We start from the raw sequence: 21,756 nt of genomic DNA, 5'->3' as shown, positions 1-21,756 counted from the left end.
TTAGCAGAATGTTAAAAAAGTTTTTCACAGCCGTAGGGGAATACATTATTCTTCTTGGTAAATCTATGCAAAAACCTCAGAAAATGAGGGTTTTCTGGAAGCTGTTCATGAGAGAAATCAATGATTTAGGGGTCAACTCATTCGGGTTGGTTATCTTTACATCTATATTCGTGGGAGCGGTAGTTGCCATCCAAATGTTCAACAACTTTGATGCTTCTTCATTTCCCATTCCTACTTCGTTCGTGGGATACGCTACAAAAGCAGTGCTTGTACTGGAATTTTCACCCACCATTATCAGTTTGATTCTGGCGGGAAAAGTAGGCTCATATATTGCATCCAGTATAGGTACAATGAGGGTTTCAGAACAAATCGACGCATTGGATATCATGGGAGTTAACTCACCCAATTTTCTGATACTCCCTAAAATAATTGCGTGTATCATTTTTAACCCGCTTCTTATTGCAATCAGTATTGTGTTTGGTATAGGCGGTGGATATATTGCCGGAATTTTAACAGGAAACTGGACGGAATCCGATTATATTACGGGGATACAGATGTATATGCCTAATTTATTCGTTTACTATGCATTTATAAAAACGATCGTTTTCGCTTTTGTTATTGCAACAGTTCCTTCATACTTCGGTTACTTCGTAAAAGGTGGTTCACTGGAAGTAGGTAGAGCGAGTACACAAGCCGTGGTTTGGACAATGGTATTTATTATCATTTCCGAATTAATATTAACCCAATTAATATTAAGCTAATGATTGAGGTAAAAAATCTTAAAAAAAGTTTTGATGATGTTGAAGTACTTAAAGGAATTTCAACTTCTTTTGATAAAGGGAAAGTAAATCTGATTATCGGGCAAAGTGGATCGGGAAAAACAGTATTTCTTAAGAGTTTATTAAATGTATATCAGCCTTCCTCAGGTGAAATTCTTTTTGATGGTAAAGACATCAATACAATGACCCGTGAAGAAAAGCAGCACCTGCGATCGGAAATCGGAACGGTATTCCAGGGAAGCGCTTTGTTTGACTCTCTGACAGTGGAGGAAAACATTATGTTTCCTCTTGATATGTTTACCAATTTAAGTTTCAGGGAAAAGAAAAAAAGAGTTTTTGAAGTTATTGGAAGAGTACATCTCGATAAAGCCAACAAAAAATTTCCATCCGAAATTTCCGGAGGAATGCAAAAACGGGTGGCCATTGCAAGAGCCATTGTGAACAATCCTAAATACTTGTTTTGTGATGAGCCAAATTCAGGACTGGATCCCTATACATCCAATGTAATAGATGATCTACTGCTCGAAATAACAAAAGAATATAACACAACAACGATCATTAATACACACGATATGAACTCCGTAATGACGATAGGTGAAAAGATTGTCTATCTGAGATTAGGAATTAAAGAGTGGGAAGGAAATAAAGACATTCTGATTACAGCAGGCAATAAAAATCTTATTGACTTCGTTTATTCTTCAGAGCTATTTAAAGAATTGAGAGTGTATTTACTTGAAAATAATAAAACTATTGATAATACGATCACAAAACTAGACGAAAATGAAACAAATATTTAGTATAGCGCTATTAAGCCTTTCGATGTTTGCTTCTGCACAGATTTCTCTTGCAGGTAAGGCAAACTTAATTTTTCCAACAGGATCTCCATCGTGGAAAAATATCTCCAATACGGCAAGTGCGGCAATAGACAATAAGGGAAAGAATAATGTAGGATTTAATATTGGACTTTCATTAAAAGCTAACCTTCCGATGGCATTTTTCCTGATGCCGGAATTGTATTACACCACCTTTAAAAATGAATTTACGGATCCTGTTTCCAATACTACATTCGATGTTAAAAACAACCGTATCGATTTACCGGTACTTGTAGGTCATAAAGTATTAGGAGACATGCTGGGTGTATTCATTGGGCCTGTTGCCAGCTATAACCTGGCTAAGGAGGATACATTTAATGATTTTAAAGAAAATGCTAGAGATAATTTTACTGTAGGATACCAGTTCGGAGCTCAGCTTGAAATTAAAAAACTTCTTATCAACGCAAGATATGAAGGTGCATTTAGTAAAGATCAAAGAAATTTTGTAAACAGAGTATCTGGTGAAGAAATCAGATATGATAATCGCCCTAATCTCTTTATGGTAGGTTTGGGTTATAAATTTTAACCGAAAGAAAATAACAACTATTAAAAAATCCTCAGGTATTATACCTGAGGATTTTTATTTTGGTTCTCTAATTCTGTTTGTCGTTTTGCAATTTCCACAGCGTGTTTTTCCAACTCTTCTTTCTCTTTCTGTAGCTGCTTAAATTCCCTTCTTCTTTGCTCTTCTTTAATAGCAGATCCTTTACTCAGATAGCCTACCATTCCACCTATGATAAGCCCAATCCCGATTCCCCCCATAATTCCCATAATATGAGAAAGCTTGATCTGTTCAACAGCAAAGTCTGTTGTTAAATAAAAAAGTAAAGCTGATACTGCTAAAAGTATAAGGCCTGTAATTGATATACTTTTCATAATGTTGTGTTTTTGGTGATTTAGTCTTTACTAATGTAGTGAAATTTTAGCAAAGCTGAATTTGATTAAATTTTCCCACCTGCATTTTTATAATATTCCAATGCTTTTGGTAAATCTTTTTGAATATCTGATATTCTCGTTCCCGGACTTGGGTGAGTAGAAAGAAACTCCGGCTGTCTGCTTCCAGAAGATGCAGCTTCCATTCTGTTCCAGAAAGGAATTGCCTCCCTTGGATCATATCCGGCCATAGACATCAGATACAATCCCATCTGATCAGCTTCCGACTCCTGATTTCTTCCATATTTTAACAAAGCTACCTGCGAACCAATCGGATATACTTTCTGGAAAATATTAGCCCATTGGGAATTAGAAATAGTTCCGCCTAAAATAGTCCCGCCGTATTGCGCTACCATTGCCTGGGAAATTCTTTCATTTCCATGTCCTGCCAAAGCATGAGAAACCTCATGGCCTAAAACTACTGCCAGTCCGTTATCATTTTTAGTTACCGGTAATATTCCTGTATATACAGCTACCTTTCCACCAGGCATACACCAGGCGTTTAATTCATTACTCTGAAGAAGGTTAAACTCCCAGCTATAGTTTGCCAGATCTGCAGATCTTCCGATACTCTGATAGTATCTTTCAGCAGCTCCTTTTATTCTTGTTCCTACATTTACCACTCTTTTAGCATCTGCCGTCCCTGTTATAATCTTTGATTTGGACAATGTTGTTCTATACTCCTGAGATGACATCGTTAATATTTCAGAATTATTTGCCAACTGCAACGAAGATCTACCCGTAATAGGGTTCGTGGTACAAGCTACAACTGATAAAGCAATTGCTCCTATTCCTAATAGATAAGTTAATTTCATAGTTTAAGTGTTAATAATTCAACTTTAACAATTATTATTCCAAAAAGTTTTACAACCTATATATTTGCATACATTTTGCTATTTAAATTTAATAATTATTAAGGTCATGAAAAAATATATTTCACTTATATATATTTTGGGATTTATCTTCTTTTTTCAAAGTTGTTCTTCACAAAATACCGGCGATTCTAAAACTACGGATTTGCTGATTAATTCGCAGGAATTTACGTTCCACGCAGAACGGGCAAACCCTACCAACTATGATGTCATCAACATTATGAATTCTATGCCCAACTCAACATCGACAAGAATTCTTCAGCTTAACGGCAACTACACGGTAGAACTGAGAAAAAACAAGTTAGAAGTTACCCTTCCTTATTTCGGAAGACTATTTAATCCTACTTATGGTAATACCAGCAATAACAGCTACAGGTTCACTTCGAAAGATTATACGGTCAATAAATCTCAGAATAAAAAAGGAAACTGGATTGTAAGAGTTAAGCCCAATGATGTAAACAATGTAGACGAGATCATTATTGAGGTTTATAAAAACGGAAAAGCATTTACTTCTGTACGAAGTAATGACAGACAGCCTATATCATATGATGGATTTGTTTCTAAGAACGACCCTGAACCTGCTCCTTAATCTTCACGGGTCCCGTTAGATAAAAATCTTTCTACAAACAATTTAGCTTCAGTACTTGGGTTGGAAACCATTGCTGAAGCATTTTTTTTATGATGCAAATAAGCTTCTTCTACGGAATCACTCTTCTTCATCATGGCTAAAATATATTCCTGAACCCAATATTCAAACCGCTTTTCTGCCTGTTGAATTCTGATTTCATCAAATGTTCCGGCCTTTTTTTTAAGATCAATAAATTCAGCTATTGTACCGTAGATTTCATCCAGGCCTGCATTATGAAGTGCAGAACCCAATAAAATAGGAACTTTCCAGCCTTTTTCTTTTGGGGGAATAAAATCAAGCGCTCTTTTTAATTCAAGTTTGGTGGTTTTTGCTTTTTGTAAATTACTTTCGTCAACTTTGTTAATAAAAATAATATCTACCATCTCCATGATCCCTCTTTTGATTCCCTGAAGCTCATCTCCTCCACCAATAATCTTAAGAAACAGGAATACGTCCGTAATATCGGCAACCAGAACTTCAGATTGTCCCACCCCTACAGTTTCAATAAGGATATAATCATATCCTGCAGCTTCACAGATCATCATGGTTTCAAAGGTTGTATTGGCAACACCTCCTAAAAATCCGGAACTCGGGGAAGGCCTGATAAAAGCGTTTTCTTCTTTTGCCAGCTCTTCCATCCTTGTTTTATCTCCAAGAATGCTTCCTTTGTTAATTGCCGAGCTCGGATCAATAGCAAGAACTGCCACTTTTTTATCATGAGCAATAGCCAGTCGTCCAAAATTTTCAATGAAAGTAGATTTTCCTGCCCCCGGAACTCCAGTAATTCCGATCCGTATGGAATTTCCCGTAAATGGCATAATTGCCTTCAGCAATTCGTCTGCCTGGAGGCGATGTTCGGCTTTTTTGCTTTCAACTAAAGTAATAGCTTTTGCGATCAGACGTTTATTTCCTGATCGTATTCCTTCCACCAAGTCTTCTGTTGAAAATTTCATTAGGTCAAAAATATAAAAATAAGCATCAAACTACCTCATAAAGCTCTTTTAATTTTATTTCTTCTAAATTAAAACTACACCTGATTTTATCAATAGCATAAGGAATTTGCTACATTTGTTATCAATCAAATATAAGAAACAATGAAAAAAATAATCGCTATAGCATTTTTTACTGCTGTTCTGGTATCATCATGCACCTCAAAATCATCAACAGCAACTTCAGCTATAGGCCCTGCAGTATCTACTGCTGAACAAATCGCTCAGGGAAAGACCATTTTTGAAAGCTCTTGTACCAGATGTCATAAACTACCGGATCCCACATCACATAATCCGGTTCAATGGGTAGGAATTATGAACTCTATGGCTCCAAAAGCGAAACTCACTGACGAGCAGCATCAATGGGTATATGATTATATTGTTTCTGTAAAAAAATAATCACATCTAAAAATATTACAATGAAAAAGTTAGTTTTAAGTATTGTTTTAGGATCTGCATTTATGGTTTCGTGCGGACCGAAAAGTGTAGCGGTAACAGGACCGAAGTATACAGCTTCTGAACAACTGACTCAGGGGAAAACCATTTTTGAAAATTCCTGCAACAAATGCCATCAATTACCGGATCCTGCAAAACACGACGACCAGGGATGGATCAAAACGTTAAGCAGAATGGCTCCAAAAGCTAAACTGACTGATGATCAGCATCAAATGGTGTATGATTATCTGATTTCTGTAAATAAAAAATAAGCTTTCAAATGAAAGCTTATTTTTTTAGCTCTATTCCCAATCCAGGTTTTTCCGATAAAATTATGGTACCCTTTTCTACAAAGTTCCCAGTAGCGTAATCATTGGAGATCAGATTTGCTCCGTCGAGATCAGCGTAATCGACAAGTCCGGTTAAAACACACCCTGCAGAAATCCCAACTGTAGATTCTGTCATGCATCCTATCATTACTTTGTAACCTGAACTTCTGGCTTTTCTTATCATTTCTAAAGCAGGTGTCAAACCTCCGCATTTCATTAATTTGATATTGACACTTTTATAATAAGTTATTAAAGTTTCTAAAGAATCTATCTCCTGACAGTCCTCGTCTGCCATCCAGTTAGCATAAGCATTTTTTTCTAAAACCTGATAATGACCGACAGGTCTTGGCTGCTCAAGGTATGTGAATTTTCGCACATCGGAATTTCCCTGAAGCCATAAACAATCATCATCCGTAAAGCTGGCATTCGAATCCAGAGCGATATTCCTGTCCAATTGTAAAAGTCTGGTCACACCATCCTTTTGTAAACCACTGCATTTCACCTTAAACTTATTCCAGCTGCTTTTTTCGATTTTTTCGATTTGCTCACCGATAGTTCCTACAGATATAGTAATGGAACTATCCACTAAATTTGTTGAAGAAAGATCATTGAGCTCCATAAAACTTTTATTTTCAAGTTTTCCGAAAAGGTCCCAATAGGCACAATCTAAGGCAGATTTTAAAAAGGGGTGTAAATCTGAAAAAGAAAGAAACTGATAAAATTCTTTTGGGTGTTCAATTTTCCGTGCTTCAATTCCGGAACGGATTTCATTTAATTTTGAAACCAACATAGTCAGATTAATCTTATAATAGTCAATGGCAACACACTCTCCATATCCTTTACAATTATGGTGAGATAATTCGATAAGCAAACTTTCTCTGGTGTTATAATTACCATAAGCTATTGAGAAAGTTTCTTTTAATCGAAGGGATTTGATTTCAAAACGCAGTTCCATACATTAAAGCTACAAAAAAAGCTGTCTCAAAAGATCAACAATACTCTCCAATCTCCAGAATGACAAAGCCATCAGACAGAATTTCGAAAGTAAAAGTGCTCTTGAAACAACCTTATTCTAATCTTAACAATTGTTTTTTACTTTACAATTAACTTTTCAATTTGACTTTTAAGTCCTTGTTTAATATGAACCATATATACTCCTTTAGGAAAACTTTTTGTAGAAATGGCTTTTTTAGATTCTGGCATTCTTGAATCAGTAATCACCACTTTTCCCGACATATCAAATACCCTTATTTCCACTTCATCTTTTGATTTATTTATATTTCCAACAAAGAACTCATCATAAGTAGGATTAGGGAATATAATAAATTGATTATTGGCAAGGTTACTTTCCTTAGTTGCAAGCACACTATCACAGTCCGATGGAATAGTAAAATCTTCTACTTGATCAGTTCCCACCGTTTTACTTCCCGCAGAAGCATTTACTCCTAATCCTCTTTTGGCAAATGCTTTCCAAATCATACATTTATCTTCTCCTCCATTTCCTATAGCATCAGCTTGAAGAATAGCATCTCTACCATCAATAAAGGTTGGACTACATGGTTGCAGCTTAAGCCCATCAACCACAATCTGTAATGCTTTTGCATTACCGGATGTTGGGTTTGCCAATACATCACTATTATATCCATACTTTTCAACATACTTCCAGGTAAGATCCCAGAGCATGGTAGCCCAAATAAATCCTACACCATGAGGAACTACAGCAGTATTGGTACTATTATATGTATACCCGTTTACAGAAAAATCCGGAGAATACTTAGCCGGTCTGATCCCAACTCCTGTAACTGGCTGCCCTTTCGGATAAGTTCCTACACCTCTTGCTAAGGATGATGTGTCACCTGGTCTTGTAGTCAGCATCAAGGCAAAGTAGTCTGACCATCCTTCCCCCATTTGTTCAATGGTATTAGTTGTCGATAGACAACTGTATCCCTGACCGGTTAATCTATTTGAAATACCATGACCGTATTCATGAGCAATAATTCCGTTATCAAAACTCGAATGTTTAAATCCATCATAATCAAAGTCCAATGTGGCATTAATAGCATTGCCATTGTTAAGCTCTCCAACCAGAAAAAGCCCCTCTGTTTTCCCAATGTTTATAGAAGGAATATTGACTTGAGATCCATAGGATCCAGCACCCATGCTTGTGGGAGTATCATTAGAAGGTCTATAGACTATTACACCAACAGCACCTGCATTCTGAGCATTCAATACTTTGAGACCATACTCACAACTTGTACTTGTTACAATTGCAATTTTGTTTGTAAGACTACCCGGCGCTGGCGCTGTACATGCATCTGTAGGTGATGAAACAATGAGGTCTCCTGTCACTGGCGGGCCAAAAACCGGTCCAAATCCTGCTCCACCTGTTAATACTTTTGGTCTGCTAGTAATTGATGCAGGAGTGTTGTATTGATACCTTATGATAGGATCATCAGGAGTCTGTGTTCTATCATAAAGATACATCTGCATTCTTGGCGCTAAAACCTGGGGCTGCCCTCCAACAACCCTTTCATAACCTGAACTAAAATTAGCATTGTTAAGTCCACTTCCATCAAAAGCCTCTGCTCTCACGGCATCATTCCCTATTCCACCATTATTAAAGTTATTCGTCTGAAAGTTTCTCGCCGTTTCTGTGAATCCGAATTTATAAAATATATCATGCATTTTATTGTTCATATAAAACAAATTGGTGATAGCAGCGTCTTTGTAGGCAAAAGGATCATCATACCTTCCATCTGCAAAAGGAAAATCGAAATTAAGCGTGCTTCCTCCATCTGGTGAATATCCTGGAACATTGGCATTATTTTGATCTGAATAGGCATAAACATTGTTTCCTCTCGTGTTTGTGTAATTATTTGTCCCATCCGAATGCCATCCCTCGGGAGATGCTTGTACATCCCATGGATTATTAATAGTTGAACGAGAACCAAATGTGGGAGCTTCCAGAGGTAAAGGAAAAATATTATAGGAAGCATTGGAAGGAGGAAACAAGCTATTAACCAACTTTGTATTTGGGATTTTATTAGCCACTCCTTGAAGCATTTGTACATTATTCATCTTTTCAGTTGCCTCCAATCCGTTAGAGGCTTCGTGCGGATGGATATTCCGTTCAAAACTACAATCAAGTGTCAGGTTATCCTTACTAAGTATTTCTCCACTACTCGCATTGGCAATTACATGCCAAACATCTGACGTATTTTTATCTGAAACAAATAACTCTTTAGATAAAATATATAATCCATTTTTCTCAAAATATACATCTGTCAAATAATCTATGTTTGCGATTTCGCGTAATCCCAATTGCTGCTTGAGAAACTCCTTTGAAAGGCTTTTCAAAACTTTTGGCTGATTAGCAATAACAATATTTCTACTAAAGGTATTTTTTTCGGAAATGATCTTATCATTTTTTATAATGATTTTGCCTAAAGCATTATAAACCCTAAGTCCATTGTAAGTTTGTTGAACATCCAAAATATTAGCGTTCAAACTTTTGGAAGAATCATTATTTAAAATCTCAATCCCAACCTGGCTATTATTACCGCTCTTTAAATTTAGCTGTCCATTTCTTTTGTAAAAATCATGAATGATATTTTCAGAATTCTGAGCGTTCATTTTATCAAAACAAAAAAGCATCACCACAGACACAGGCAATAAAAATAATTTTTTACTCATAAATATAATTTTTAAGCAATAAATATACAATTTTTACAGAATATCCTTAATGCAAACACTGCTTTTAATCAAAAAAATACTCTTATGTTCAAATTCTTTATTTTTTCGGCATTTTTGATTTAATAAATTTAACCCGTTCTTCAAGAATATCAATCATTTCCTTATTATAGCTGTATTTTCTGGCTTCTTTTAATGGTTTCAAAGCTTTCCTATATTCCAATCTGATCTCAAACAATAAAGATTTATGAATTAATATTCTGGACTTATCAATCCCTTTGATCTTTAAAGCGTACTCAATCAATTTTTCTGCCTCATCAAGATCTTCATTATCTAAAAGACATTTAATATAATATTGGGGAGTATTAAGATTTGAAACATTATGAAACATTGCCTCTGCAAAATATAATTTTGCTTTTTCATAATCTGTTAACATTTCACTGTATATTCTCCCCATCAGGCAAAGGCTGTCGGCGTCTTCCGGATCGTAGGATAAAGCATAGTTCAGAGCTTCCAGACAAGAAGGAAGATTATATGGATAGTTATCCAATGCTTCAAAATAATATTTATTTTTAGTTAAGGTCATTTTTTAAATTTTTAAGTTCATTCTTAAGACTGCTCCTTGTTTTTTTAAAGGATTTATCTTTATAATTATGTTTAAAATCCGTCCCTGAAAAAGTACGGATAGGATTTCCCCTTTGTACCTGCAGATGATGGGTCCAGGTTTCCTGCATCCTATTGGCCATTTGTTGAATATTTAATTCCATTACTTTTTCTTTTAATCTCATAACAGAAAGTTTTTTATTCTCCAACTGCGACCTTGAATCCTGTGCAAAAACACTTATTCCTGTCGGAATATGGGTAGCCCTTACCGCAGTATTTACCTTATTGACATTTTGCCCTCCGCTTCCCTGGCTTCTTGTCGTTTGGAACTGAATATCCTTTTCGCTAAAACCCACTTCGTGAGTATTTTCAATTTCAAAGATTCCAATAAACCAGTTGCTTCGTTTATGCAGTTTTCTAAAGGTACTTCTTCCGCTCCAACAGATACTTCCCAACCAGTTTTTTAAAAATCCGGATGTATCCTTTCCTTTTAAAAGAAGGGTAACCGATTTTAGGGTCAGATTTTCATCCCCGTTTTCCCTGTGGATGATTTCGTATTGTATTTTTTCCTGTTTTATTTCTTGAAGGAATATTTTCAAAACTTTAGCAACTACCCATTGGCATTCTAAAGGTCCTCTTCCTGAAGTGATTTGTATAAGTTTGTCCATTTTATTTTGGTATTTCACTTAATCTGGGGTGCCCCACTGTATCAATTCCTTTTTCCAACAAATCCCTGGCGGTTATCACTGCCCAGCATTTGTCACTGGAATGAATATTTTTGTAAAAAGTAAGCAACACTTCAGGCTTTACTACCGTAAATCCATTGGCTAATATGGTTTCCAGGTCATCCCTTTCAAAAAAATCGATGGTAATTCTATGGAACTTCCCGCTTTCCAATTCTATTGTTTTTTCGTATCTCCTAAAATTTTCCTCACTTGGCAGATGGTCATATCGCGTCCATACCTTCTGAAAGCCTTCTTTCACAAGCAGCATTACCACATCCGCAACATCTTCTTTCTTTACAAAAACATCAATATCCTTATGATCATGGGCGTGTTTATACTCTGTATGCCCTTTTTCAGACATAAAGTGCCAGGCCCAGCCTCCCGATAAAATGATTTTATTTTTTAATTTTTCTAAAATTTCAAGTCCGTATTGAATTCTAAATTCCGGCCAGACTTCGCCGTATCTTTTTATATTATGTGGTGCTCCCATTTCTCTTTTTTTATAAAATTGAGGGTTAATAGTTGCCAGCTAAATTTCTTACCTGACAACTAAAAACTATCATTTGATTATTTATCCATTCTCACGATCCGTGGTTGAAATGTTCCCAGAATATCCACCAATCCGCTTTGTGCGTTCATGACCTCATTGATGTCTTTATATGCCATAGGAGCTTCTTCTGCATTTCCACCCATAAGCACAACATTCTTTAGCTTGAGCTCTTTTTTAATATCATTTTGGGTGAACATATTCCTGCACTCTCCTCTGGAATACGCTCTTCCTGCACCATGAGAAGCAGAATTGAGCGCATCAGGGTTTCCTTTTCCACGAACAATAAATCCCTTTGCTGTCATAGATCCGGGAATCATTCCCAGCTCATTTTCATTGGCAGGAGTAGCCCCTTTTCTGTGGACAATTACTTCTTTTCCATTATGAATTTCCTTCCATGCAAAATTGTGGTGGTTCTCAATTCTTGCTTTCACTCTTCCTCCTACGGCTTTTACAAGCCTTCTATGAATATCATCATGGCATGCTGAAGCATAATCTCCTGCAAGGTTCATTGCTGTCCAGTATTCAAGTCCCATATGGGTATTCAGATCCAGCCATGCAAAATTTTGAGCTTCTTTAGGCAAAGGACATTGCTCTATCGCAACCCTTGAATAATACTGTGCTATCTCCGCTCCCAATCCACGCGAACCGCTGTGTGAAAGAATACCCAGATATCTTCCTTTTGGCAGACCTATCTGTACTTCTTCCTCTGTAATTTCAACCTCCCCAAATTCTACAAAATGATTTCCCCCGCCAGAAGATCCCATTTGCTTGATTGCTTTTCCTTTTAATCTCCTTAAAATAGGAATTAAATCAAATGTATCACGATCAAAGATTTCATGTTCAATATGAGATTTATGGGTTTCATACATCCCGAATTTGGTATGATCAGCCAACGCTTTTTCATATTTATCTTTAGCGCCGTCCAGATATGAAATAGGTGTATCCAAAATACTAAGGCTCATTCTACAGCCAATATCCATTCCCACTCCATAAGGAATCACTGCGTTTTCAACGGCAAGCACTCCTCCTATGGGAAGTCCGTAACCACTATGTGCATCAGGCATCAGGGCTCCCTGAGTTGCTATTGGTAATTTTAAAGCAGTATATAACTGATTCTTTGCTTCTTCAGAAATATGGTTACCAAATATCTGAAATGATGCTCTTTGTGTATTCAGCATTCTCTTTTCTGTCTTTTTTGAAGAAAGTAAGGCCTCTGCAATTTGTCCGAAGGTCAAATCTTTCTCAAAGTTCTCCGGATGAAGCATAATTTCTTTTAAAAGTGCTTTAACATAATGGATATTCTTTGTTGCAAAATTTCTTTTCATGACTTCCAAAGCTATATTGACACTTTGATTATTTGGATAGCCTAATTTTAATATATCTTTTCCTTTAAGTTTTAAATTTCCCATTGTTTTAAATTTAGTTATGAGATGCCAGATACTGAGTCATAGACTTCTAAGCATACAGACACCATTCAACTATTATTTTAGTTGATTTGTAATAACATCATAACCAGACAGAGATTTTTCTTCCGTCTGAATGATCCTATTGTAGCCTTTCCAGTAAAACGGATTGAATAAAAATTTCTATGTATTAATGAAATTTCATTTCTCCAAAATTATTTGGAAGACAAAAAAATGATTAAAAGATTTCGGGGAAACTTAGGTTTGAAATATTGCGCAATAAAAAACCCGAAATCTATACGACTCCGGGTTATGATATTTCAATATACTATTGTTCTATGAGTGTACCAAACCACGAAGCCTTACCACCATAAGGGGCAATCCAACTGTAGAATTCTTTTGAAATTTGAACATTTGCTTCGTTGTTTTAAATTGGTTAAACTTTATTTTCAGGTGCAAATATATACAATTTTCTGAAAAGTAATCATTTAATTATAAATTTTTAAAAATTAAAAAGCTTCAACAGGAAACCTGTTGAAGCTTTTTATCTGCATGTATTACTTTAATCTTTAGAGCCGAAAGTATCCATTCTTGCATCCATGCCTCTACTGTTAGGACGGTATACTCTTTCCGGGTCCAGAAAATAAACATTGTGTTTTGCCTTAGCAATGATCCCTTTATAAACGTCTTCAGGTAAACCTGCAGTATCTTTATCTGTTGATTGATCCGTATTCTGTGCTTCTTTTTTAACTTCTATAGCACCACTTTCATTCAAAATGACCTTTGCTTTTCTTGCATCCTCTATATTTTCCGTATAGACGATTATATTAATTTTACCTATACTTCCTTCTCTATAAGCTGTAAGCAGCTCTATTTCATTTACAAAAATATGGTCCCAAAAACTTTTTGTCTTCTCATCTTCTTCGTAATCATCTGCCGATGTTCCGTTTTCTAATTTTGATTTTGAAACAATGATATCCGCTTCTTTAAATCCTTGATTCTGTAGTTCTTTTTTTATTCCTTCTACATCTGCATTAGCAGGGAATATTGAAATTACTGTATAAGCCATATCTAAATTTTTCACTTAAAAGTGCAAAAACCATACAACAATGGCCAATATTAAAATATTTAACTTTTGTTTAGAAACTTATCCAGGATCTCTACAGCGCATTTAGGAAGATTGGTTCCGGGGCCGAAAATAAAGTCTGCACCGTTTGCGTAAAGAAATTCATAATCCTGCTGAGGAATAACCCCACCTACTACAATCGTTACATCATCTGCCCCTAATTTTTTTAATTCTTCCACGACCTGTGGAACGAGGGTTTTATGGCCTGCTGCGAGAGAAGACACTCCTAAAATATGAATATCATTCTCTACAGCTTGTTTGGCTACTTCTTCCGGAGTCTGAAATAAAGGAGCTACATCCACATCAAATCCCATATCGGCAAATGCTGTTGCCACTACCTTAGCACCACGATCGTGTCCGTCCTGCCCCATTTTGGCAACCATTAATCTTGGGCGACGTCCTTCTTCTTCCTCAAATTTTTGAGTGAGATGAAGAGCTTTTTCGAAATATTCATTTTTACTCGCATTCATTGCATATACTCCTGAAATTGTTCTGATATTGGCTTTGTATCTTCCAAAGCTTTCTTCCATCGCATCACTCATTTCACCAAGTGTCACTCTTCTTCTTGCCGCTTCAATACATAAAGCTAAAAGGTTTCCTTTACCTGTTTTTGCGCTCTCCCTGATCTCATTTATGATCTCTTCAACAGCTTCTCCATTTCTTGTTTGCTTGATGGAGTCCAGTCTTTCAATCTGTTTTCTTCTAACTTCTGTATTATCAATATCGAGGATCTCGATAGGTTCTTGTTTTAGAGCTGATTTAAATGAATTGACACCTATGATAAATTCCTCACCGCTATCTATTTTTGCCTGCTTTCTGGCTGCCGCTTCCTCAATTCTCATTTTAGGAATTCCCGCCTCAATTGCTTTCGTCATTCCTCCTTCCTGTTCCACCTCATCGATATACCTCATTGCCTCCTCAATCATCTGCTGGGTAAGACTTTCCACCAGATTGCTTCCTCCCATCGGATCCACCACATCACAAATTCCGCTTTCCTGCTGTAAAATAATCTGGGTATTTCTGGCAATTTTTGCTGAATAATCTGTAGGTAAAGCAATCGCTTCATCCAATGCGTTGGTATGTAAGGATTGTGTTCCTCCTAATGCTGAAGATAATGCTTCAATAGCAGTCCGGGTAATATTATTAAAAGGTTCCTGCTCTGTAAGTGACCATCCTGATGTTTGAGAATGGGTTCTCAGCGCTAAAGATTTTGGATTCTGAGGGTTGAACTGTTTCAAAAGATTAGCCCAGATGTATCTTGCAGCACGCATTTTAGCTATTTCCATAAAATGGTTCATGCCTATTGCCCAGAAAAAAGAAAGTCTTGGGGCAAAATCATCCACATTCATTCCGGCTTTAATTCCGGTCCTTACATATTCCAAACCATCTGCCAATGTATATGCCATTTCAAGAACAGGGGTTGCTCCCGCTTCCTGCATATGATAACCAGAAATCGAAATAGAATTGAATTTGGGAATGTATTTAGATGTATATTCAAAGATATCCGCAATGATCTTCATGGAAGGGGTAGGCGGATAAATATACGTATTTCTTACCATGAACTCTTTCAGAATATCATTCTGAATGGTTCCTGAGAGCTGATCCTGTTGAACCCCTTGTTCTTCTGCGGCAACAATATAGAACGATAAGATTGGTAAGACCGCACCGTTCATCGTCATGGAAACCGAAATCTGATCCAGAGGGATTTCATTGAATAAAATCTTCATATCCTCAACGGAATCAATGGCAACCCCGGCTTTCCCAACATCTCCCACAACTCTTGCATGATTGGAATCATATCCTCTGTGGGTGGCAAGATCAAATGCTACAGACAATCCTTTTTGCCCTGCTGCCAGGTTTCTTCTATAGAATGCGTTAGACTCTTCAGCGGTAGAAAATCCGGCATACTGACGTATTGTCCAAGGTTTTTGAACATACATCGTTGAATACGGCCCTCTTAAATAAGGTGAAATTCCGGGAGATGTCTCTGTAAGAGCTTTATCTTTAACATCTTCATGGGTGTAGGATGATTTTAATTCTAACCCATCCTTTTCGAAATTATAAATCTCACCTTCTTTAGGCAAAATATCCAGATCCAGTTTTCTTACAGAAATTGTCTTTCGCATTTCAATAATTTTATCCCCGTAAAGTTAATTTTTTTGAATGAAACATGAAACTACACTTAAATACCTGTTATTAAAATCAATAGCCAAATAAAAAGCCGGACAATTGTCCGGCTCCGATCTAATTTTTAACTTTATTATTTCTTAATCAGCTTTGTACTGTATGTTTTAGTTTCACCGGTAATGGTAATAACATACATTCCTTTAATAAGTGAAGCTACATTAATTCTTTGACCTTCCAGTTTACCGCTTTGTACTAGTCTTCCTTCAGCGCTGTAGATCTTGTAATCTGCTTTACCTTTAAGATTTTTAACTTCAACAAAGGTATCGGCAGGATTTGGATAAATCTCAATTTCAGATTTTGTTCCTTTTACTTCATCCACAGCAAGTGCTCCTGTAATTTTCACAGAAAAGTCCCTAAAAGAACCCGTTGAAATTACTCCACCGCCACCTACCGGAATAGAGGAAGTACCACATGGTCCAGTGGCAGGATTAAAGAAAGTACTTGCCACTCTCATTCTTAATGTTTTGTCACCTGAGTAGGCAGTTGCAGGTACCGTAAATACAATCGTCCCATCATGGAAATTAAGATCATTTGCAGCATTATAAACAGGAACGGCACCACTAGATCCTATCTTTTCTGAGGCTTCAAAAGTACCATTTCTATTGTAATCAATCCATATTTCTAACCAGTCATTATAAGTTCCAAGACCATGACCTAAATTTCTAAATGAAATAGTATATTGAGTACCTTTTGTTAAGTTGATTAATTTACTGGCATCTTCACTAAAATCCAAATAGGTTCTAGCTGCAGTATTCAAGTTACCTGAGAAATAATTAACATTAGCCAGATTCAATTGAATAAGCCCGCTATAGTAAGGCGCAAGAAGATTATTCCCCCCCGTAGTCATCAAACAGTAGTCAACTCCTGTTCTTAAACCTTTCGTTTTGAAAGTATAATTCGTAGAGAATGCTCCAGGTACATTGTTTACTACAGCTGCAACTTGGGTTTCATAACTGGTTTCGTCTTCGAGACCTGTTAAAGAAACAGAATTAGTATTACTTAACGCATTAGCCCAATTTACTTCACCAACTTTTCTATAGTTAATAGAATAAGAATTAGCTCCGGGAACACTGTTCCAAGAAACTCTTGCCGTGGTCTTTAAAATTTCAGAAGACAGTACGAAAACTCCTGTAGGAGCATTAGTCGTTGATGTAGGGGCTGTTCCAATAGTAACCTGAGGAGACACCGCATAAAATATATTTCCAATTGCTGATATTCTAAACTTAACAGCACCTGTTAAATTACTTGGCATTTGTGCGGAATAATTGCCTGTATTGGGAGTAGTAGCTACCAGATCAGTCCATGTATTTCCGTTATCGGTTGTATAGTCTATTTTCACATTGGTAACATTATAAGGAGCTGCATTGGTATTAGCCACCTCCCATTGGATCGTGTTTGAAGCATTATTATATAATACCGAGGAAGCAGTTAATCCGTTAAATTTAAATGGTCCATCATTACCAACTGTTACAGTAGTCTCAGAAGAAGATAACATTGGTCTTACACTATTCTCATCTCTTACTGTCACTGCATAGTGTAAAGTTCTAGGCACATAAGGAACTGTTTCCCATGTTGCTTTATTGGTAAGAGTACCATTCATTACTAAAGGCAGACTTGGAAAATATCTTCTTCCACTTGCTGTTCCAAAGAAAGATCTTGCTAAGGATCCCTGAGTATTGTATCCCCATCCACTATCTCCTGAAATTGAAGCGAAGTCATCAACACTGTCATATTGTTCCCATGTATATTTCAATGGGTCATTTTGAGCATCTGTTGCTACTGCATCTAAATAATATGCTGTTCCTTTTGGAATGCTATAAGATATAAGAGGAGAAATTACAGGTGGAGTATTCGTTGTAATATCTTGAGATACACCACAAGCCGCCGGCTTACCTTCAAGATTTGTTAGTATTTGATTGATTGAAGCATAGTGGAAATAAGCATCGGAATTCATTTGTACATTGTCCTGTGTAATTCCTGCATAACTCATAATCGTTGTTCCACCCCCAGGTTCTACATTCACTCCTGAACCTTCAGTGCTTTTTGAGAAAGTATGGTTTCCCCCTAACTGATGCCCCATTTCATGGGCAACATAGTCGATATCAAAAGTATCACCACTTGGATTTCCATTTGAAGGAGAAGTAAATCCGGAACCTTTACCTTCTGGCTCTGCAGTCGACGGATCTACACAAATACATCCAACACACCCTGCATTTCCCCCTCCTCCATCAGCTCCGAATAAGTGTCCAATATCATAATTAGCATTTCCTACATTGGCTGTTAAAGTATTTTGTAATTCTAAGTTCCAAGCTCCTCCCGATCCAGCAGCAGCAGAAGAATATGGATCTGTAGCAGGGTCACTATAAACAATTGTTGGCAAATCCTGAACAATTAATTTAACTCCAAAATCTTTTTCAAATACTCCGTTTACACGAGTCATCGTCGTATTCATCTGTGCAACAGCACCAGGTACTCCGCCAAAATGCTGGGTATATTCACCTGTAACAGACAGTGCAAGCTTATATGTTCTATACTTTGTACTGGAAGGTCTACTTGTAATTCCTACACTAGAAAGCTTTTTTTTTCCGTTACCCTCCAGCGTCTTTATATCTTTAAAGCTCTTTTCCTCACTTGTACATTCAAACCCATGATCTCCTTCAGTCCTCTTGGTCTTGTAAAAGACTCCATATGTCTGCTTATCTGTAGAAATAGGTTCTATAAATTGAAATACGCCATCCTTAATAATCATAGATTGCATTTCAGTCGGCGAGGTACTGAATCTTACATATTTGGAAGGATCATCAATACCTACCCCAACATATGAACCTAACTGATATCTATCTGCCAGAGATTTCTCCATAACAGGATTACTGTACACAGCAAACTTTTCAATTTTTCCCTCTACGGTAGGCAAATTAATAACAACAGGTTTGGCATTGTTTCCTGTTTCAACAGCATCTTTTAATAAATTTCTAAGCGAAGTTAAATCTACTTTATAAGCATATTTAACCTCTACTTCTTTTCGTAACTGGGAAGTCTTTTGAGATACGGATTCCCATCTTTGAGCATAACTACTGGTAAGTCCAGCAGCTAGTGCACAAATAAGTAGAACTTTCTTTTTCATAAATTACATTTATTTTAATAAAAACGTTAAGCATTTCAACAAAAATAAAAACAAAAAATACTAATAACACATCAAAAAAGTTAATAATCAACTAAAGCATCAATTTAACCCCTCCTTATACATTTGATATTAAAAAAATAAACCATAAATGCAAAAAAAATTAAATAATTACACATTTTTTCGCGCAAAAAAAACCGAAAGATTGATCTTTCGGTTTAACAATTTGTATATTTTATTAAAAAAAATTAATCAATTACAATTTAATTCCCATTTCAAACAAAGCAAAAGAAATTAAATCCGCATTTTCACCAATAACCTGTTCGGTCGATCTTCCGGCTCCATGTCCTGCATTTTTTTCAATTCTTAACAGGATTGGATTTTTACAGGCTTGTTTCTCCTGAAGTTCAGCACCGAATTTGAATGAATGCGCAGGAACAACCCTGTCATCATGATCACTTGTAATAATCATAGTAGACGGATAACAAGTTCCGGCCTTTACATTATGTACCGGTGAATAAGATTTTAGATAATCAAACATCTCTTTGTTGTCTTCTGCCGTTCCATAGTCATAAGACCATCCGGCACCTGCCGTAAATTTATTATACCTCAACATGTCCAGAACACCTACTCCTGGAAATGCTACTCTAGCGAGATCAGGTCGCATGGTCATCGTAGCTCCAACCAGCAACCCTCCGTTTGACCTTCCAGAAAGCGCCATATACTCTTTCGAAGTATATTTTTTATTTTGCAGGTATTCTCCGGCAGCAATGAAATCCTCAAATACATTTTTCTTTTGCATTTTTGTTCCCGCATCATGCCATTTCTTACCATATTCCCCACCTCCACGGATATTCGGAACTGCATAAACTCCTCCATTCTCCATCCAGATCGCATTGACAACAGAGAATGATGGCTGTAAGCTGATATTAAAACCTCCGTAAGAATAAAGAATAGTAGGATTTTTACTGTCCAGCTTTATCCCTTTCTTGTAGTTGATCATCATAGGAATTTTCGTTCCATCTTTTGACGTATAAAATACCTGCTCAGATATATAATCCTCAGGATTGAATTTTACCTTTGGTTTCTGGTAAACCTCTGATTTACCAGTATCAGCGTTGAACTTATAAGTTGTTCCCGGTGTAATATAGTTGGTAAAAGAAAAGTAAAGTTCTTTTTCGTCTTCCTTTCCTCCGAAACCTGAAATATTTCCTTTTCCCGGAAGAACTATATCCCTTACAAGTTTACCCGTTTTATCATATTGCTTTACCTGATCAATCGCATCTACCATATATGTTGCAAAGAAATATCCTCCACCTGTAGAAATTCCCAATACATTTTCTGTCTGAGGAATGACATCGATCCAGTTTTCAGGAGAAGGGTTTTTAATGCTGGTTTTTACAAGACGCATATTTGGAGCGTCTTTATCCGTAAAAATAAACAGGTTATCTCCCTCCGTATCTACAATACCCGCACTAATGTCAAATCCTTTATTAATTTGTATGAAATCACCTCCATTTTTAAGATCCTTGATATATAATTCGTTCCCGCTTGTAGTATTAGCAGCTGATATGATAAGATATCTCTGATCTTCAGAAACATTTGCTCCGATATATCTCCTTGGTGTTTTATCTCCTCCGAAAATCAGTTGATCAGAAGATTGTTTTGTTCCTAATTTGTGAAAGTATACTTTATGCTTATCGGTCATCCCTGAAAGCACAGTTCCCTCTTTAGGTTTATCGTAGCTGGAATAATAAAATCCTTCATCTCCTTGCCAGGAAATACCACTGAATTTAACATCCGTCAATGTATCATCGATTTGCTTCTTTGTAATAGCATCAATAATGATAATTTTATTCCAGTCACTTCCACCTTCAGAAATAGAATAAGCCGCTAAATTCCCTTTTTTATTAAATGAAAGCTGAGAAAGAGAAGTGGTTCCTTTTTCAGAAAACTTATTGGGGTCAAGGAATACTTCTGTAGTCTTCGTTTTATTATTTGTTCTGTATATCACGGATTGTGCCTGCAGCCCGTCATTTTTATTATAATAAGTAAAATCTCCTTCATTTGAAGGTGCAGAAATCTTTTCATAATTCCAGATATCCCTCAATTGATTTTTTATTTTTTCTCTAAAGGGTATTTTTGAAAGGTAATTCTGGCTGAAAGCAACTTCCTCATCCACCCATTTTTTAGTGGGCTGGGAGTCATTTTCCAAATCTCTGAAAGGATCCGCCACAGCAGTTCCGAAATAGGTATCAGTCTGATTACCTTTTAGGGCCTTAGGATAAGTCATTTTTTGTGAATAAAAAGATGCTGAAAATAAAACTCCAGCTGTTAATAAGATCGGTTTAAAATTCATTTCAAAGGATTTTATCAAAAATACATAATATCATCAAATAAAAAAAACCTGCTATACAGGCTCAATTTGATTAATATTTTACATTAAAACTTTCAAAATAAAATCGGTAAGGTTAGGGACAATCCAATCCGGGCTGTTTATCAATTAAGACATCT

19 protein-coding genes are annotated in these 21,756 nt (G+C 36.4%); 6 read left to right on the top strand and 13 right to left on the bottom strand.

Going from position 1 to position 21,756, the window contains the following annotated elements; genetic code table 11:
* Window positions 1-8 precede the first annotated feature (8 nt).
* The 3 genes from AAEU33_RS06100 to AAEU33_RS06090 are packed head-to-tail and all read left to right on the top strand — an operon-like array spanning window position 9 to window position 2,177.
* Entirely contained in the window at window positions 9-761 is a 753-nt protein-coding gene (locus AAEU33_RS06100) for an ABC transporter permease (protein ID WP_172281304.1), read from the top strand.
* On the top strand, window positions 761-1,576 hold the full coding sequence (locus tag AAEU33_RS06095; protein ID WP_172281305.1) for an ATP-binding cassette domain-containing protein: 816 nt from the start codon (window positions 761-763) through the stop codon (window positions 1,574-1,576). The genes AAEU33_RS06100 and AAEU33_RS06095 overlap by 1 nt, the downstream gene beginning before the upstream one ends.
* Window positions 1,560-2,177, top strand: a complete 618-nt coding sequence (locus AAEU33_RS06090; RefSeq protein WP_172281307.1) for an outer membrane beta-barrel protein — start codon at window positions 1,560-1,562, stop codon at window positions 2,175-2,177. Before AAEU33_RS06095 ends, AAEU33_RS06090 begins: the two co-directional genes overlap by 17 nt.
* 38 nt (window positions 2,178-2,215) lie before the next feature.
* Here the strand turns inward: AAEU33_RS06090 and AAEU33_RS06085 are convergent, their stop codons facing one another.
* Window positions 2,216-2,527, bottom strand: coding sequence for a hypothetical protein (locus tag AAEU33_RS06085; RefSeq protein WP_172281309.1), 312 nt, complete (start codon window positions 2,525-2,527; stop codon window positions 2,216-2,218).
* 65 nt (window positions 2,528-2,592) lie between these two features.
* Window positions 2,593-3,399 (bottom strand): M48 family metallopeptidase, encoded by an 807-nt coding sequence (locus tag AAEU33_RS06080; protein ID WP_345991431.1) that lies wholly within the window; start codon window positions 3,397-3,399, stop codon window positions 2,593-2,595.
* 106 nt (window positions 3,400-3,505) lie between these two features.
* Here AAEU33_RS06080 and AAEU33_RS06075 point away from each other — a divergent pair, with 106 nt between their 5' ends.
* A complete protein-coding gene (locus AAEU33_RS06075; RefSeq protein ID WP_345991429.1) occupies window positions 3,506-4,045 on the top strand; it encodes a DUF4251 domain-containing protein in 540 nt (179 codons plus the stop codon).
* On the opposite strand, the gene meaB is transcribed toward AAEU33_RS06075, so the two are convergent.
* Window positions 4,042-5,037 carry a methylmalonyl Co-A mutase-associated GTPase MeaB gene (gene meaB / locus AAEU33_RS06070; protein ID WP_345991427.1) on the bottom strand — a complete coding sequence of 332 codons (996 nt, stop codon included), beginning with the start codon at window positions 5,035-5,037 and terminating at the stop codon, window positions 4,042-4,044. The genes AAEU33_RS06075 and meaB overlap by 4 nt on opposite strands.
* 141 nt (window positions 5,038-5,178) lie before the next feature.
* Between meaB and AAEU33_RS06065 the strand changes: the two genes are divergently transcribed.
* Both AAEU33_RS06065 and AAEU33_RS06060 read left to right on the top strand, forming a co-directional pair.
* Complete coding sequence (locus AAEU33_RS06065; protein WP_273650063.1) at window positions 5,179-5,472, top strand: cytochrome c; 294 nt, start codon at window positions 5,179-5,181, stop codon at window positions 5,470-5,472.
* Between the two features lie 20 nt (window positions 5,473-5,492).
* Window positions 5,493-5,780 (top strand): cytochrome C, encoded by a 288-nt coding sequence (locus AAEU33_RS06060; RefSeq protein WP_172281318.1) that lies wholly within the window; start codon window positions 5,493-5,495, stop codon window positions 5,778-5,780.
* A 16-nt stretch (window positions 5,781-5,796) separates the two neighbouring features.
* Here the strand turns inward: AAEU33_RS06060 and AAEU33_RS06055 are convergent, their stop codons facing one another.
* The 10 genes from AAEU33_RS06055 to AAEU33_RS06010 all read right to left on the bottom strand — a co-directional run bounded on the left by AAEU33_RS06055 (window position 5,797) and on the right by AAEU33_RS06010 (window position 21,601).
* A complete protein-coding gene (locus AAEU33_RS06055; RefSeq protein WP_345991424.1) occupies window positions 5,797-6,792 on the bottom strand; it encodes an enolase C-terminal domain-like protein in 996 nt (331 codons plus the stop codon).
* Between the two features lie 137 nt (window positions 6,793-6,929).
* Complete coding sequence (locus AAEU33_RS06050) at window positions 6,930-9,530, bottom strand: T9SS-dependent M36 family metallopeptidase (RefSeq protein ID WP_345991422.1); 2,601 nt, start codon at window positions 9,528-9,530, stop codon at window positions 6,930-6,932.
* 97 nt (window positions 9,531-9,627) lie between these two features.
* Window positions 9,628-10,113, bottom strand: coding sequence for a hypothetical protein (locus tag AAEU33_RS06045; protein WP_273650071.1), 486 nt, complete (start codon window positions 10,111-10,113; stop codon window positions 9,628-9,630).
* Window positions 10,100-10,798, bottom strand: coding sequence for a peptide chain release factor H (gene prfH, locus AAEU33_RS06040; protein ID WP_345991420.1), 699 nt, complete (start codon window positions 10,796-10,798; stop codon window positions 10,100-10,102). The genes AAEU33_RS06045 and prfH overlap by 14 nt, the downstream gene beginning before the upstream one ends.
* Window position 10,799: 1 nt before the next feature.
* A complete protein-coding gene (locus tag AAEU33_RS06035; RefSeq protein WP_345991418.1) occupies window positions 10,800-11,345 on the bottom strand; it encodes a hypothetical protein in 546 nt (181 codons plus the stop codon).
* 77 nt (window positions 11,346-11,422) lie between these two features.
* Window positions 11,423-12,814 carry an RtcB family protein gene (locus tag AAEU33_RS06030; protein WP_345991416.1) on the bottom strand — a complete coding sequence of 464 codons (1,392 nt, stop codon included), beginning with the start codon at window positions 12,812-12,814 and terminating at the stop codon, window positions 11,423-11,425.
* A 556-nt stretch (window positions 12,815-13,370) separates the two neighbouring features.
* Window positions 13,371-13,877, bottom strand: coding sequence for a hypothetical protein (locus AAEU33_RS06025; RefSeq protein WP_273650079.1), 507 nt, complete (start codon window positions 13,875-13,877; stop codon window positions 13,371-13,373).
* Window positions 13,878-13,936: 59 nt separating this feature from the next.
* Entirely contained in the window at window positions 13,937-16,060 is a 2,124-nt protein-coding gene (gene scpA, locus AAEU33_RS06020; RefSeq protein WP_345991413.1) for a methylmalonyl-CoA mutase, read from the bottom strand.
* Between the two features lie 134 nt (window positions 16,061-16,194).
* Window positions 16,195-19,245 (bottom strand): reprolysin-like metallopeptidase, encoded by a 3,051-nt coding sequence (locus AAEU33_RS06015; RefSeq protein ID WP_345991412.1) that lies wholly within the window; start codon window positions 19,243-19,245, stop codon window positions 16,195-16,197.
* A gap of 253 nt (window positions 19,246-19,498) precedes the next feature.
* Window positions 19,499-21,601, bottom strand: a complete 2,103-nt coding sequence (locus tag AAEU33_RS06010; protein WP_345991410.1) for a prolyl oligopeptidase family serine peptidase — start codon at window positions 21,599-21,601, stop codon at window positions 19,499-19,501.
* Between the last annotated feature and the right edge of the window lie 155 nt (window positions 21,602-21,756).

It is taken from the genome of Chryseobacterium sp. Chry.R1 (assembly GCF_039645525.1).
Classification (GTDB): Bacteria; Bacteroidota; Bacteroidia; order Flavobacteriales; family Weeksellaceae; genus Chryseobacterium; species Chryseobacterium proteolyticum.
This window is presented reverse-complemented; position numbering and strand designations above follow the sequence as displayed.

Excerpts from the sequence above, each read along its gene's own strand:
- AAEU33_RS06100 (WP_172281304.1), top strand. The coding sequence starts at position 9 with ATGTTAAAAAAGTTTTTCACAGCCGTAGGGGAATACATTATTCTTCTT.
- AAEU33_RS06095 (WP_172281305.1), top strand. The coding sequence starts at position 761 with ATGATTGAGGTAAAAAATCTTAAAAAAAGTTTTGATGATGTTGAAGTA.
- AAEU33_RS06090 (WP_172281307.1), top strand. The coding sequence starts at position 1,560 with ATGAAACAAATATTTAGTATAGCGCTATTAAGCCTTTCGATGTTTGCT.
- AAEU33_RS06085 (WP_172281309.1), bottom strand. The coding sequence starts at position 2,527 with ATGAAAAGTATATCAATTACAGGCCTTATACTTTTAGCAGTATCAGCT.
- AAEU33_RS06080 (WP_345991431.1), bottom strand. The coding sequence starts at position 3,399 with ATGAAATTAACTTATCTATTAGGAATAGGAGCAATTGCTTTATCAGTT.
- AAEU33_RS06075 (WP_345991429.1), top strand. The coding sequence starts at position 3,506 with ATGAAAAAATATATTTCACTTATATATATTTTGGGATTTATCTTCTTT.
- meaB (WP_345991427.1), bottom strand. The coding sequence starts at position 5,037 with ATGAAATTTTCAACAGAAGACTTGGTGGAAGGAATACGATCAGGAAAT.
- AAEU33_RS06065 (WP_273650063.1), top strand. The coding sequence starts at position 5,179 with ATGAAAAAAATAATCGCTATAGCATTTTTTACTGCTGTTCTGGTATCA.
- AAEU33_RS06060 (WP_172281318.1), top strand. The coding sequence starts at position 5,493 with ATGAAAAAGTTAGTTTTAAGTATTGTTTTAGGATCTGCATTTATGGTT.
- AAEU33_RS06055 (WP_345991424.1), bottom strand. The coding sequence starts at position 6,792 with ATGGAACTGCGTTTTGAAATCAAATCCCTTCGATTAAAAGAAACTTTC.
- AAEU33_RS06050 (WP_345991422.1), bottom strand. The coding sequence starts at position 9,530 with ATGAGTAAAAAATTATTTTTATTGCCTGTGTCTGTGGTGATGCTTTTT.
- AAEU33_RS06045 (WP_273650071.1), bottom strand. The coding sequence starts at position 10,113 with ATGACCTTAACTAAAAATAAATATTATTTTGAAGCATTGGATAACTAT.
- prfH (WP_345991420.1), bottom strand. The coding sequence starts at position 10,798 with ATGGACAAACTTATACAAATCACTTCAGGAAGAGGACCTTTAGAATGC.
- AAEU33_RS06035 (WP_345991418.1), bottom strand. The coding sequence starts at position 11,345 with ATGGGAGCACCACATAATATAAAAAGATACGGCGAAGTCTGGCCGGAA.
- AAEU33_RS06030 (WP_345991416.1), bottom strand. The coding sequence starts at position 12,814 with ATGGGAAATTTAAAACTTAAAGGAAAAGATATATTAAAATTAGGCTAT.
- AAEU33_RS06025 (WP_273650079.1), bottom strand. The coding sequence starts at position 13,877 with ATGGCTTATACAGTAATTTCAATATTCCCTGCTAATGCAGATGTAGAA.
- scpA (WP_345991413.1), bottom strand. The coding sequence starts at position 16,060 with ATGCGAAAGACAATTTCTGTAAGAAAACTGGATCTGGATATTTTGCCT.
- AAEU33_RS06015 (WP_345991412.1), bottom strand. The coding sequence starts at position 19,245 with ATGAAAAAGAAAGTTCTACTTATTTGTGCACTAGCTGCTGGACTTACC.
- AAEU33_RS06010 (WP_345991410.1), bottom strand. The coding sequence starts at position 21,601 with ATGAATTTTAAACCGATCTTATTAACAGCTGGAGTTTTATTTTCAGCA.